The 14,097-nt window shown below is 69.6% G+C and carries 9 protein-coding genes and 1 pseudogene; 7 read left to right on the top strand and 3 right to left on the bottom strand.

What is annotated here, in order from left to right; translation table 11 throughout:
• Positions 1–6: 6 nt before the first annotated feature.
• Together ACNF49_RS40330 and ACNF49_RS40325 are read left to right on the top strand one after the other, a co-directional pair.
• Positions 7–1,263 (top strand): hypothetical protein, encoded by a 1,257-nt coding sequence (locus ACNF49_RS40330; protein ID WP_482941010.1) that lies wholly within the window; start codon positions 7–9, stop codon positions 1,261–1,263.
• 422 nt (positions 1,264–1,685) lie between these two features.
• A complete protein-coding gene (locus tag ACNF49_RS40325; protein ID WP_482941009.1) occupies positions 1,686–2,483 on the top strand; it encodes a nuclear transport factor 2 family protein in 798 nt (265 codons plus the stop codon).
• On the opposite strand, the pseudogene ACNF49_RS40320 reads toward ACNF49_RS40325, so the two are convergent.
• Positions 2,480–2,644: pseudogene (locus ACNF49_RS40320) on the bottom strand (IS481 family transposase); the annotation flags it as partial. The gene ACNF49_RS40325 and the pseudogene ACNF49_RS40320 sit on opposite strands and share 4 nt — an antisense overlap.
• An 828-nt stretch (positions 2,645–3,472) precedes the next feature.
• Between ACNF49_RS40320 and ACNF49_RS40315 the strand changes: the two are divergent.
• Complete coding sequence (locus ACNF49_RS40315) at positions 3,473–5,977, top strand: excinuclease ABC subunit UvrA (RefSeq protein ID WP_482941008.1); 2,505 nt, start codon at positions 3,473–3,475, stop codon at positions 5,975–5,977.
• 54 nt (positions 5,978–6,031) lie between these two features.
• On the opposite strand, the gene ACNF49_RS40310 is transcribed toward ACNF49_RS40315, so the two are convergent.
• Complete coding sequence (locus ACNF49_RS40310; RefSeq protein ID WP_482941007.1) at positions 6,032–7,327, bottom strand: alpha/beta hydrolase; 1,296 nt, start codon at positions 7,325–7,327, stop codon at positions 6,032–6,034.
• A gap of 494 nt (positions 7,328–7,821) precedes the next feature.
• On the opposite strand from ACNF49_RS40310, the gene ACNF49_RS40305 reads away from it, so the two are divergent.
• From ACNF49_RS40305 to ACNF49_RS40290, 4 genes are all read left to right on the top strand, one after another.
• Positions 7,822–9,054 (top strand): sensor histidine kinase, encoded by a 1,233-nt coding sequence (locus ACNF49_RS40305; RefSeq protein ID WP_482941006.1) that lies wholly within the window; start codon positions 7,822–7,824, stop codon positions 9,052–9,054.
• Positions 9,051–9,752, top strand: a complete 702-nt coding sequence (locus ACNF49_RS40300; RefSeq protein WP_482941005.1) for a response regulator — start codon at positions 9,051–9,053, stop codon at positions 9,750–9,752. The genes ACNF49_RS40305 and ACNF49_RS40300 overlap by 4 nt, the downstream gene beginning before the upstream one ends.
• 1,112 nt (positions 9,753–10,864) lie before the next feature.
• A complete protein-coding gene (locus ACNF49_RS40295; protein WP_482941004.1) occupies positions 10,865–11,479 on the top strand; it encodes a TetR/AcrR family transcriptional regulator in 615 nt (204 codons plus the stop codon).
• 164 nt (positions 11,480–11,643) lie between these two features.
• Positions 11,644–12,504, top strand: a complete 861-nt coding sequence (locus tag ACNF49_RS40290) for an alpha/beta fold hydrolase (RefSeq protein ID WP_482941003.1) — start codon at positions 11,644–11,646, stop codon at positions 12,502–12,504.
• 331 nt (positions 12,505–12,835) lie between these two features.
• On the opposite strand, the gene ACNF49_RS40285 is transcribed toward ACNF49_RS40290, so the two are convergent.
• The gene (locus ACNF49_RS40285) at positions 12,836–14,068 is read right to left on the bottom strand and encodes a chymotrypsin family serine protease (RefSeq protein ID WP_482941002.1); all 1,233 of its coding nucleotides are present in this window, start codon (positions 14,066–14,068) and stop codon (positions 12,836–12,838) included.
• Positions 14,069–14,097 lie beyond the last annotated feature (29 nt).

Below are 14,097 nucleotides of genomic sequence, written 5' to 3'. Positions count from 1 at the left end.
CCTCTCATGGCGGAGTCCCCTGCCCCGTCGTCGGCCGACGGCATCGACTTACCAGCCGACAGCATCGCCGCCGTCCTGGCCGCCGTCCACGAGCACGGGCCGGGCAAGGGCCCGCACTCCGAGGGCCCGGTACGGCCCGAGCCGCCCGCCGTTCCAGGCCCCCCGCTGAGCTCGCTCGCGGCCTGGGGTGACTTCGGCGCCGCCCTGGCCAGGCTCCTGACGGACGTGCTCACCCCGACCCGCTGGGAGCCGCACAACCCGTTCAACGACCACCGCGCCTACCCCTCGCCGCGCGCCGCCTACCTGATCGAGCCCTGGCTGCGGATCGGCATCAGTGCCTGGCGCGTCGACCCGGTCCGGCGCACCCTGGCCGGTCCCGGCTCGCCGCGCCCCGCCCGGAGGGTCAGGCTGGATCTGCGGCGCCGTCCGGACCGGCTGCCCGCCGGCTACGGCTCGCTCGCCGAGGCCCTGGCCGAGTTGGAAGCCGGGCACCTCATGGGAGCCCTGGCCGAACGTGCGCCCGGCCATGGGCTCACCCTCGTCCCGGATCCTGCGGGCGTCACGATCACCCCCGGCGCCTCGGCCGCCGTCGCCTTGCCGCTCCTGCCCTCCTGGCGCAGCGCCGGTCTGGGGCCGCGCGGCGTGTCGGCCGACCCCAGGCCCTTGCCGGAGTCGGCTGCCCGGGCGGTCGCCGAGGCGCTCACGGATCCGCCGCCGGGCTCACCTGTCGCGACCTCGCGCCTGAGAGTACGGCTGGCGCTCAGGAACGTGACCGGCTTGCCGGACGGCTGGTACGCGCTGTCTCCCTTGGAGCCGCGAAGGTGCGACGACCGCCACCCGCAGTCCCCCCTGGAGGTACGACAACCGGGCGCCGCGATGGCGGCGGTCCAGGCCGCCTTCACCTACCCGCCCGAGCAGATCCACGTAGGCGGCATGAACCTGGCCGTTCTCATCACCGCCGACGTCGGGCGCGCGGTGCGGGAGGAGGGACCCCAGGCCTACCCCGCTCTCCTGCGGGCCGCCGGAGCGCTGGCGCAGCACGCCTGTACGGCTGCGGCCGTACAGGGCCTGTTCTGCCGCCCGGTGCGCAGCGTCAGGGAAGCGTCCCTGGAGGCCGCCGCCGGCGCACCCGCCGCTCATGACCTGCTCTACCTGGCCCTGGTCGGACGCCCACGGTTCGCCTCGCTCTCCTACGACCTGACGCCGCTCCGCCCGGAAACAGACCGCCCAGGACGAGAAGGCCGTCGGCGCGGCCGAAGCTGAACGCGACACCGCCCTCCAGGCCGAAGCCCACGCCATCACCGCGCACGCGCAGGTGAGCGAGGACCTGCGCGCTGAACGTGCGAGGGGATCGCGAGGACCGGCACAGATGACAACGCTTCCGTCTGAGCCTGGGTCCACGGTGTGAATTGTTGTGATCGTTCTTTGGCTCAATTTCTCGGGTCGCGGCTTGTCCGGGTGCTGCGGGCTGGGGCAGTGGGTGGGCCACAATGGCCGGTGACTGTCGTGGTCGTCGGGTTCGAGGCGGTGGCGCGGGACATGGGACGGGTCAGGCCGCTCGGGCCGGTGGCGGGTCGTGGACGGCCTCGAAGGCGTTCAGCCAGCCTGCTGCCGGCGCCAGCGCGCGTAGAAAGCGCTGGCTAGTACTCCAGTGACACTTCGCGATCTTGAGGCGTTCAGGTCACATGGCGACGGCCACCGCGAGATCTCCGGAGTTGGTGAAGACAACCAAAGATCGTGCGGTGGCCGCGAACCACAGCGGAGACCCTGATGGCTGGATGGTCATCTGCAACGAGCTGATGGCCCGGATCGCCGGCCGGTTCGGCCGCGTCGAGCCCCGTCGGGCCGCGACTGCAGGCCAGACGAAGGAGCACGGCCGAGCCGTCCCGGAGGTAGGACAGCGCGTCCAGTGGTGCGGGCCGGTCGTCGGTGGCGAGCTTGCCGCCTACGGGTCCGATTTACGCCGGATGCATCCTGTCCGAGGCGGACATGATGAGCGCATGATGGAAGAAGCAATGACGAATGACGGTCCGGCTTCGGGGGGCGACGAGGGCAGGAGCTCACTGGCAGTGCTGGAGCGGTTCTACCGGGCGGAAGTTGCCTATATCGCCGCAGGGGGCTTCGGCAAGGCCGACTTCGGCCAGCTTGCCGAGTGCCTGGACCCAGAGGTCGTGATGTACCAGGCGGACTCCCTGCCCTACGGGGGCACCTGGCGCGGACCGAGCGGCATCGAGCGGTTCATGGCCGCCATGAGCGAGGCATGGCAGTCCCTGGAGTTCCTGGAGCAGAAGTATGTGGTCGACGGCGGCAGTGTCGTGGTCTGGAACCGCGGCATCCTGCGCGCCCGCGCCACCGGCCGGGCCTTGGAGACCTCGGTGATGCAGCTGATGACGATCAGGAATGATCGCATCACCGAGATACACCCGTTCTACCTGGACACTTCTGCGGTCCTGCACGCCCTGCGCCCGGACGACGACGTCTAGCTGTTCTGTCCCGTGAGGTCGAGTACGCGGCTGGCTGGTGGCAGACCTGCTGGTGCGGTGTGGCCGCGGTGGTGATTGAAGGTGTGCAGCCAGTACGGCACGTGGCGGCGTTCGATCTCTGAGGCGTAGCGCCGGGCGTAGGCCCATTCGTCCAGCAGGGTGCCGTTGTCTGTCAGCGCTGCCAACGGCGAGAGGCCCTCCTGCGCCGCCCCGCACCCGGCTCGACCAGCCCGTGACGCACCAGCGCCCGATACACCCCCATCCGCGACGGCGGCGGATCCACGCCACGGCGACCGGCCTCGTGCGCCGGCCGGCCCGGTCCCCGCCGCGGATGCTGACGCCGCAACTCACACACCAGCACCTCCGCCGAAGACAGCACCTGTCACCCATGCCTTGGGACCGACGTGTCAAGCATGTCCCGGGACGGGACACGGATGAAAACATGACACAAGGCGTCGGGTTTCAGAGTGATCATCAATGCACCGGTCGGCGCCGATGTGGGCGTGGACCGGGGGCCTCATGGATAGACAAGGACCTCAATGCGCGAAACGCCCGAGGAGCTCAAGAAGCTTCAGGCTCTCCTCGAAGCCTCCCTGTCCCGTTCGCCAAGGCGCGCCACCTGGCCGCCCGTCCCGCCGCCGCACACATGCGCGGTGAGGATCTGGGCGTGTTCACGCACGGCACAGTGGAGATCCTCAACCCGAGGACGGGGAGCCGGCGGCGGACTGGCCGTACCTGTTCGCGTACTGCAAGAACTTCTACGGCGACGACGCCTTCGACCGGGACGATGACGTGGTCTACGGCCGGCCGCATCCGCACTGGATGACCGCCTATGCCCGGACCGGCCACGTACTGAGGGATCTGATCAAACGGCCGCGTAGTGGCGGAATCAACTTGTTCGACATGGGTGGGAGTCCGTCCGCCCGTGTTCTGTTGTGTTGCGAGAGGGTGGATCAAGGTTGACTGCGTTCGTACGGGACGTCGCCAGTATGGGGCGAGAGGCCATCGAGGTGGTGGGGGCTCGTACCAACAATCTGCGGGACGTGTCGGTGAGCATCCCCAAGGGGTGGCTCACCGCCTTCACCGGGGTGAGCGGCAGCGGCAAGACCTCGCTGGCCATCGACACCCTGCACAACGAGGCCCAGCTGCGGTACCTGGAGGGGCTTTCGCCGTTCGTACGGCAGTACATCACCCAGCGCAATCGGCCGAAGGTCGACCGCATCCTGGGGCTCGGCGTGACACTCGCCGTCGACCAGCGCCGCCTGAACCGCAACCCCCGGTCCACGGTCGCGACGATCACCGGCATCGACGGGCATCTGGGACTGCTGTACTCGCGCCTTCCGGGGATCGGCGCGGAGCCGGCGGCGCAGAGCGTCAACGGGCCTCTGACGACCGCTCATTTCGACCGCAACACCCCGGAAGGCGGCTGCACGGACTGTCACGGCGTGGGCGGGCGCTGGCAGGCGCAGGAGGACCTCATCATCACCCATCCGGAGCTTCCCCTCTTCGAGGGGGCCTCGCCCTGGTACGCCAAGTGGCGGTCGGGGGAGCACGCGTTCGTGCCGGCGCTCGCCGACAAGCGCGGCGTGGACCTCGGCCTGCCATGGCGGTCGCTGCCGGAGGAGTTCCGCCACTGCGTGCTGTACGGCACAGGTGAGGAGAAGGTCGAGGCGACCGTCGACATGACCAGCAAGAAGGAGACGGTCTCGGTGACCTACACCTCCAGCCAGCCGCTGCGGGGGGCGCTGGCCGAGGTGGAGCGGGTGTTCTTGAACGCCCAGACCGCCAGCGCCAAGCAGCGCTACCTGCCGTACATGCGCAAGCAGCCGTGCGGCACCTGCGGCGGCAGCGGGTACGACCAGGTGGCCCGGTCCGTGCGGCTCGGCGGGCTGACCTTTCCCGACCTGCTCCAGGTGGACGTACGGGAGGTACGCAGCTGGGCCGAGCGGGTGGTCGGCGACCTGGACGCCCGGCAGCGCGAGGTGGGTGAGCCGCTGCTGCAGGACCTGGGCCGCAGACTCGGGATCCTCGACCGCCTCGGCCTGGCCCATCTCCAGCTGTCCCGGAGCGCGGCGACCCTGTCCGGGGGCGAGTTGCAGCGAACCCGGCTCGCCGCGCAGCTCAGCACCGAGCTGAGCGGCATCGTCTTCGTCCTGGACGAGCCTGGGACCGGGCTGCATCCGGCGGACAAGGCGCACCTGCTCGACATCGCCCTGGAGCTGCGCGAGGCCGGCAACACGGTGCTCCTGGTCGAGCACGACCCCGAACTGATCGCCCGGGCCGACTGGGTGATCGACATGGGGCCCGGCGCGGGCCGCCTCGGCGGTGAGATCCTGGTGTCGGGGCTTCCCGCCGACGCGGCCGCCCACCCCACGTCACTGACCGGACGCTACCTGGCCGGTCAGGGGCCACGGCTGCGCCGGTCCTGCCGTCCGGCCGGGGATGACACCGGCTGGGTGGAGCTGCACGGCCTGCGTGCGCACAACGTGGCCGCGGACGTGGTGCGTTTCCCCGCCGGTCGGCTCACCTGTCTGACCGGGGTGAGCGGCAGCGGCAAGAGCAGCCTGCTCGGCGCGCTCGCGACGAGCGTGGAGGCCGCTTTGAACGGGACGACGATCGACACCGTGCGGCAGGTGACCGGCCTGGAGGGGTTCGACTGGGTCGCCGTCGTCGATCAAGAACCGCTCGGGCGCACGCCGCGATCCAACCCGGCCACCTACAGCAAGGCGTTCGACGTCGTCCGTAAGCTGTTCGCCGAAACCGACATGGCGCGCGCACGTGGGGTCAACGCGTCCTGGTTCAGCTTCAACACCGCGGGCGGTGGCCGCTGCGAACCCTGCACCGGTTATGGCCGCAAGCTGGTCGACATGCACTTCCTGCCGGATGTGTGGGTGGTCTGCGACGCATGCCAGGGGCGGCGCTACACGCCGGAGGCCTTGGAGATCAAGTACCAGGGATTGGCCATCGATCAGGTGCTGGAGCTGACCGTCGCCGAGGCGGTGGGGCAGTTCTCCGAACCCCGGCAACTCGCCGAAACCCTTGGAGCCTTGGACCAGGTCGGGCTCGGCTATCTGCAGCTCGGCCAGAGCGCCACAGAGTTGTCCGGCGGCGAGGCGCAGCGGCTGAAGCTGGCGTCCGCCATCCAGCGCGGTGCCGCGGGCCGCAAGGCCGGTCTTGTCGTTCTCGACGAACCCGTCTCGGGCCTGCACCCCTCTGACATCCAGCGTGTGGTGGATGCGTTCGACGTGTTGCTCGACTCGGGCAATACCGTCGTCGTGGCCGAACATGACATCCCCGTCGCCGCGTCCGCGGACTGGGTGATCGACCTGGGGCCGGGAGCCGGTCCGGACGGGGGCGCGGTGGTCGCGGAGGGCACCCCGGACGCCGTCGCAACCGCGAACACCCCGACCGCCGGCTTCTTCCGGCGGTACGCGGCGGGCCTGCCGCTCCTGGAAGGGCCGCGGCTCGGGTTCATGTCGCCAGCCGCACAGTAACGAGTCGATCACGGCCGCGATCGGGGTGCGCGTCGGCCCAGGCGCGGATCTGTGTCAGACGGCCGGGCGGCCGCAGGTGACGTCCTTACCGGGCAGGACACCGTCGACCAGGTAGCCGGTGACCTTGGTGTCGACGCAGGCGTTGCCCGCCGCGAGGTAGACGCCGTGACGGAAGGCGCCGTTCAATGTGATCATGCGGGAGCCGGTCAGCGCCCGGTGCATGGCCTGCTGGCCGGGATAGGGCGTCGCGGGGTCACCGGCCGCGCCGACGATCAACGCCGGTACGGAGTTGCCGATCCTCGTGGGCGCTTCAAGCGGCTTGACCGGCCAGAACGCGCACGGGGTGATGTTGCGGACGAGCGGTCCGAACAGTGGTTCGGCGGTGCGGTGCCGCTGGATGTCGCGGTAGTAGGTCGCCGGGTCGCGGGGTGCGGCCCGGTCACCGCACAGGATCGCCGTGCCCGCCCGGTCCGAGGCCGCTCCGGCACCGGTGAACAGGCCGTCGAGGAATTCCTTCAGCGAGGCGGGCGGCGGTGTCTCGCCGCCGCGGCTCAGCGCCCGCGCCTCCTCGGCGAGGACGGCATAGGACTGCGGGCCGTCGCTGTAGAGGCGTACGAACAGCCAGTACGGCACGACATGGGCATCGACGCGGTATCCGCCGATCTTCACGGGATGCCGGTTGATCTTCTCTACGGTCGCCAGGACGGCGTCACGTGTCCTGCCCAGCCCGTACTCCTTGTCATGTGCTGCGGCCCAGGACGCCCAGCGCCGCAGCGCGGCGTCGATCGCGGGGGCGGCGCGTGAGAGCATGCGCGGGCCGTACACCCGCGGGTCGACGGCGCTGTCGAGCACCACCCGGTCGGCCCGCGAGCCGAACATCTGCAGGTAGGTCGCACCCAGGTAGGTGCCGTAGGAGTAGCCGAGGTAGGACAGCTTCCGCTCGCCGAGCGCGGCCCGGATCACGTCCATGTCGCGTGCGGTGTTCCTGGTCGTGGCGTACGGCAGGGTCTGGAGATTGCCCTTGGCGCAGCCCGCCGCCAACTGTTCGGCGAGGCGCACCCCCTCATCGAAGGTACGCCGGTCGGGCCCCGCCGAGCGGAGGAAGGTGTCGGTCTGCCACCGGCAGCTGATCGGTGTGCTGCGGCCGACGAATCGGGGGTCCATGCCCACCAGGTCGTAACGGGCCGCGACCTCGGGCATCTCCTTGCCCAGGAGCGTCATCGAGAGGCCGGCGCCTCCCGGCCCGCCGGGGTTGAGCAGCAAGACGCCGCGGCGCCGGGAGGAATCGGTGGCCTTGATCCGGGAGAGCGCGATGGAGAGGGTCCGCCCCTGCGGTCTGCGGTAGTCCATCGGGACCAGAACGGTGGCGCATCGAGCACCGGCGGCGTCCATCTGTTCGCCCATCTGATCGCCGGGTCCGGTTGCGCAGGCGCGCCAGGTGATCGTCTGATGGTGGAAGCGGTCCAGGGGGTGGCCGCCTGCGCCGGCCCGGCGGCGCCCAATCCGATGCCGGCCGTGAGTGCCACTGCGGCAGCCGTTCCACTCTTGATGAGGAGCATGCGTCGTTCCTTGGTGAAGGGGTTGTTTCCTGCGGATCCGGCGCGCGTCGGATTTCGACGCTCCGGTAGTGATGTGTCCGGTCTCAGGGGGTGACCCCTGTTGATCGCTGATCACCGGCTGTATCCAAAACTAGGGGCCTGAGCAGCCCCTGGACATCGTGCGGAAGGTCGATCCGGGCCCTGCCACCGGCACACCAACCGCCCGCTTCTCTGCAACCGCTGCCCTAACGATGACTCCTCCCAAAGGAGGACAAAGCGGGTCATGCTGGCGGCTACCTTCGTCTCATGAACGTGGTGCGACGATGGGGCCGCTGGTGGCGCGGCTTGCCGGTGATGGTCGCCGACAGCCTGCTGGCCGGTGTGTCGACCGCGCTGGCGGTGACGCAGGCCGCCTTGTCCGCCCATGACCCGGTCGTGCTGGCGTACCTGCTGGCGGTGCTCACCAGCGCGCCGCTGGTGCTGCGCAGGCGTCACCCCATCCTCGTCCTTGCGGTGATCACGGCGGGCCTGATCGGCTGCGGCCTGGCCGGCTATCCCAACGGATTCCAGGCCCCGCCGGTGCTGGTCAGCCTCTACACCGTCGCGGCCTACCGCCGGGAGGGCCACCGCGACGGCGCCCTGGCCCTGGTGTTGATGGCGGGCATCCTCGTTCCCGACCTCATCAGGTCCGGGGTGACCTTCGCGATCGTCAAAAGCCTGGTCGAGAACGCGCTTCAGCTCGGCGCGGCCTGGGCCATCGGGGAGGGGGTGCGCAGCCGCCGGCTGCGCCACCAGGACCTCATCGAGCACGCCCGCCACCTGGAGATCGAACGCGAGGAGAAAGCCCTGCGAGCGGTCGCCGAAGAACGCGTGCGCATCGCCAGGGAACTGCACGACGTGGTCGCCCACCACCTGTCGGTCGTCTCGATCCAGTCCGGTGCCGGCGGTCGCCTGATCGACACCGAGCCCGACGCCGCACGCGAAGCGTTCACCGCGATCGCCGCCACGACCCGCGAGGCGCTGGCCGAACTCCGGAACATGCTGTCGGTCCTGCGCCTCACGTCCGACACCGGCGAGGACTCCTACGCCCCGCAGCCGGGGCTGGCCCAGCTGGACACGCTGCTGGAACGCTCCCGCCTGTCCGGCCTGTCGATCCGGCGGGAAACCTCCGGTCAGGTACGCCCGCTGCCGCCCGGCGTGGACCGGTGCCTGTACCGCATCACCCAGGAATCATTGACCAACGTGCTCAAACACGCCCCACACGCCGACGTGACCCTCACCCTGACCTACCAGCCCGCCGCGGTCACGCTGCAGGTCGGCAACAACGGCCCGGCCACCACCGGGCACAGCGCCGACGGACACGGCCTGATCGGCATGCGCGAACGAGCCACCCTCTACGGCGGCACCCTCACCGCCGGCCCACGTACGGACGGCGGCTTCACCGTGACCGCGCACCTGCCCGCCTCCCCACTCGCCGAGCCCGCTTTCGCCACGGCCCACCCGCAGCAGAGCGCACCACGGCCCGGGGCGCCCCGATGACCGGCCCCGACGCCGACCGCGGGACCATCCGCGTCCTGGTCGTCGACGACCAGGCTCTGGTCCGCGCGGGCCTGGTCGCCCTCCTGCGCACCGACGCCGCTCTCGCGGTCGTCGGCGAGGCCGCCGACGGCCACGAAGCCATCGCCCAGGCCGCGGCGACCGCCCCGGATGTCATCCTGATGGACATCCGCATGCCCGACCTGGACGGCGTCGCCGCCACGCGCCACATCCTCGCCCACGCCGCCGGCCCGGCACCGAAGATCCTCATCCTGACCACCTTCGACCTGGACGAACACGTCTTCGCCGCCCTGCGCGCCGGCGCCTCGGGATTTCTGCTCAAGGACACCCCCGCCGACCAGATGCTGGCCGCGATCGCCACGGTCGCCCGCGGCGAGGTGCTGCTGGCGCCCAGCGTCACCCGGCGCCTGGTCCACCATTTCGTCACCGCGCCCGAACCCAACCGGCGCCGGCCCGAGGAACTCGCCCGGCTCACCAGCCAGGAAACCGCCGTGCTCCACCTGGTCGGCCAGGGCCTGACCAACCAGCAGATCGCCACCCGCCTGAACATCGCCGAGGCCACCGTCAAATCCCACCTGGGCCGCCTCATGACCAAGCTCAAGCTGTCCAGCCGCGCCCAAGCCGTGGTCATCGCATACGAGACCGGCCTGATCGTCCCTGGAGCCGGAGACCGCACCTGATGCCCAGCAACTCACCGGTTCGGGAGCACCGGCCGGGATCTCCGGCATCGTGTCGACGACCTCGGTCTCCAGCACCACGGTGGCCCGGCGCAACGCCTCCGCGCCGCCGCCCGGCCTCCCTCAAGTGAGGCACTTCCCTGCGGCTTCCCGCCCCCAGGCGAGCTACGACCCGTGCGATCTTCACGCGCTGACGGCAGGACGGTGATCTCTGTGCTCTCCATGATGACCTTCGCGAACGCGTCCGACTCGCCGAGGGGCGCGAGCCGGAACCCAGCGCGGGCATCACCGGCCCGCAGTCACTGCGGGCCGCGGAGACCGGGCAGCCGGCTCGCTGGTACTCGTTGATCAGCCCGCCGGACTTGGCGGCGCTCGATCCCGCTGGTCGCCTGTCGGTGCACTATGTGCGGTACGGACCGATCGCTCGGCGAACGCGTCGATCGAGGCGCTCGCGGTGGGATCTTCAGCACGTGCATGTTGTCGCTTGCGAGCACTTCATCGAAGCTGCTGGTGAACTTCGTGTCCCGGTCCGGTGTCAGGAACCGGAACGTCCCGACCCGGTCCTCAGGTCGGCGAGGAGGTTGCGGGCTTGCTGGGTAACCCATTCGCCATCACAGTGGGCGGTCTCAGGAGTCCCTCCTTGTTGCGGGTTGTCTGCGGCACGAGCTGCTCGTCGGGCAGGTAGAAGCCGTCGCCGGAGCAGCACCAGGTCGGGCCTCTTGAAGGTGTAGGCGAAGATGCCCTGATTGTTGAACATCCAGTCGATGCTCGTGCCGTCGGCGATGTACAGCTCGCTCGCCTGCCCTGCCACTCATACCCGAGCTGATCCGCAGATCGGCATTGATCCTGATCTGTTGTACTCCGCCAATGCGGTTCGACTCCGAGGTGCTGGATCCGCCGGAGCCGGTCCCGGCGCTGCGGGACGTCCGCGACCGCCTCGACCGGGCCGCGGCCTTGTCTCGTTGACGAAAGTTCTGGCGGCAACGGCGGAAGATCCCGTCGGAGGTCGCCTTGCCGACATCCGGAGCTGACGGGGGTGCACTCCGCGGTGTGCCTGGCCAGCCTCCATCCAATATGTTAACCGTGGTTCCCGTTTCTTCCAGAGAGGTACGTACGTGGCCGAGTCCGACGAGCTGGAATCCCTCATCTCGCAGGGGCGCAAACATGGGGTGCGCAAGCGGGTCATCCTGCTGCAGGCGGCCCGGCTCTTCGTGGAGCGTGGTTACGCCGACACCGGGATCGACGACATCGGGGCCGCGGTGGGCATCTCCGGACCCGCGGTCTACCGGCACTTCCCCGGCAAGCAGGCCATCCTCCTCGCCCTGATCGAGCTGTCGCTGGAACGCCTTCAGGAGGGGACGCAAGCCGCGCTGGCCGACCGCGACCAGGACCCGCAGGAGGCGCTGATCGCCCTGGTGGACTGGTTCTCCCGGTCCTCCGTCGAGAACCGGAGTCTGACTCTGATCATGCAGGCCGAGCTGCTGTGGCTGCCGGAGCAGGATCGGCGGCGGCTCAACCGCCAAATGCGGCAGATACGTGAGGAGTGGGTCGGGCTGCTGATCGAGGTACGGCCGGAGCTGTCGGACCTGGCGGCGCGGATCGCCGTCACCTCCGTCATGGGGATGGTGACGGCGGTGCTCGCCGCCCGGCTGAGCGATGACATCCAGGCGCTGAGTGTGCACCTGCGGGCCCAGATGCTCGCCGTCCTGCATGTGCCGGCTGGATTGTGACGGCTCTGGATCAAGCAAAAAGTTAACGTGTATATACTTTTCGCCATGGGAGGGCGCTGTGGGAGCGGACTCGGCGCACGGTCCGTGAGCGCTCGTCCTCGTACGGGACGTCGTAGCGCCAGTCGTCGCCACTGGTGCGAGCCAGAACGAGGGGGCAGGACATGATGGAACGCATAGTCGAGGCCAACGGGATCCGTCTGTGGTGCGAGACGTTCGGTGACTCGGCCGACCCCGCGCTGCTGCTCGTGATGGGGCTCGGCGCCCGAGGCGCCACCTGGCCTGATGAGCTCTGCCGGCTTCTCCAGGAAGGAGGCCGGTACGTCATCCGCTACGACAACCGGGACACCGGGCTGTCCGGCTGTGTGGATTACGAGGCCAACCCGTACACCATGGTCGACCTCGCCCAGGACGCGGTCGGCCTGCTCGACGGCTTGGGCATCGCCACGGCGGACGTGGTCGGCGCGTCGATGGGCGGCATGATCGCCCAGGAGATCGCGCTCGAACACGCTGACCGGCTGCGCAGCCTGACGGTCATCATGTCGAGCGCCGAGCCCCTCGACCCCGCGACCAACACCTTCCGGGGCACGGTACGCGATCCACGGCTGGCCGCCTGGGACGCCGAACAGATCGCCGATCCGCCCAGCACCCGGGAGGAGCACGTCGAGTCGCATCTCAAACTGGCGCGCATTCTCGCCGGACGGTTGACGGCGTTCGACGAGGCGGCCACGCGCGCGATCATCGAGCGGGAGATCGAGAACGCCACCGATGCGGGCCACGCCTCGAAGAACCACATCCTTGCGGCCTTCGCCTCTCGTGACCGTTCCGGGCTTGTCGGCTCGATCACCGCTCCGACCCTGGTGATTCACGGCTCGGACGATCCCATGGCGCCCTTCGCTCATGGCCAGGCCCTGGCAGCGGCGATTCCCGGCAGCGAGTTCCTGCCCATCGAGGGAATGGGGCACGGGTTCCCGCCGCAGGTGATTCCTCGGATCTCCGCCGCGATCCTCCGGCACACCGGGCGATAGCCGACAACCCGTCGATCGCGGGGAGCCGCCCGCGTACGGCACGGTCGTGCATCCCCGACGTTCTACGCCCGCACTGCTATGGCGGAGATCGTGACGGCGAAGATGTTCGTGGCCGAGCTGGGTGACGGCCTCGTCCCGGTGTGTCGCGTCGCGGAGGAGCGCGGTGCTGATGCGACCGCCCCGTGGCCCGGTGAACAGCCGAGCCTCAGGATGCTCCATTGCTACTGAGGCCTCAGGATGTCCATGATGCTGCGCTTCAGTTCACCGGGACCCTTCACGTCTTACTGGGGAGCTCTGCAGAGCGTCGAGCCGGCATCGGTGATGCTGTGGATTACGCGGGATCGGGGCCGAGGTCGAGGGCCGGTTCGAGGCCGGGGAAGTCCCGCACGGCGGTGGCGAACTCCTGGAACAACAACCACTGGTCCTTGGTGATGATCCAGTCCTTGGTGATGGTGCCCGTGACCGTGCCCATCGCGCGGACTTGGGCGTCGCCGCCGGTCAGCTCGAAGACCGGGCCTCCACTGTCACCGTGCCTGGAGCTGTCGATCCGTTGCTTGGCCGAAACCAGGTTGCTGTAGCACTCCTGGTTGCCGTAGATGTCCTTGCCGCAGATCTCGCTGTACTTGTAGTCCACGGTTCGGCCGCACGAGGCTCCGGTGGTGGCGCCGGACATGCACAGCGACTGGTTCTTGTAGGTGAACCCCCATCCGACCACCGGCTTGGTGAAGTCGCTGCCGCCGGGGGAGCCGTCCCACATCCTGCCGTTGCCCTTGCCCGTGCTGACAAGGCCGGTGACGCGGATGAGCAGGAGGTCGTGGGCGACGTTCTCCTGCTCGGCGACGCCGATGACCTGGCCGGCGCCGTCGGTGAACACGTCGCCGGGAGCGCCGCAGTGCCCGGCCGTCAGCAGGTAGCGGGTCGAGCCGATGTACACGGGGAAGCCACCGGTGCAGTTGTAGCCCAGGACGGGGCTCCCGCCGCAGCCTGCAGCGCCGCCGAAGGTGGCGTTGGCGATCGCCACGCCGCCGTACCAGGGGAGGTCGTCGTCGCAGCGGGACGTGAGCTGCAGCGGCTCCTGCGCGACCACCTGGACCGGGACCCCGACGTCCGGCAGCGCCTGCCGTACGAGGGCCATGTCCTTCTCCTCGACTGCCGCGGTGAGACCGCTGCCGTCGAAGGGCATCTGGACGGCATGGACGCGGCCGCCCTTCTCGGCGCCCGAGGCCGCCCAGAGCCGGTCGGAGGCCGCGCTCAGTTCGCTCTCCGAGTACGCGGCCGGGCGCACCTCCACCGGGGCGATCTTCTCGGCCCGCTGGATCGCGGCCCGGATCGGGCCGGGGACCTTGCCCTTCCACCACAGGATCACCCGGTCCTCGCCGAGTTCGACGCCCGCGTACCCGCCGCCGTCCACAACTTTCCTGATCTGGTCGGCGGCCGCCGTCAGAGTGCTCTGCGGTGTGTCCTGTGGTGTGTTCTGGGTGGTCGCCGCGCGGACAGGAGTGGCGGCGGAGGTCATCGCCAGTGCCGCCATGAGGATGCCCGCGATCTTCGTCCTTAACTGCACGCTGCTCGGTCTCCTTCGTGGTTGCCTTC

It is taken from the genome of Actinomadura sp. ATCC 39365, assembly GCF_054392275.1.
Note: the sequence above shows the minus strand (reverse complement) of the source record. Positions and strands in the feature narration are given on the sequence as shown.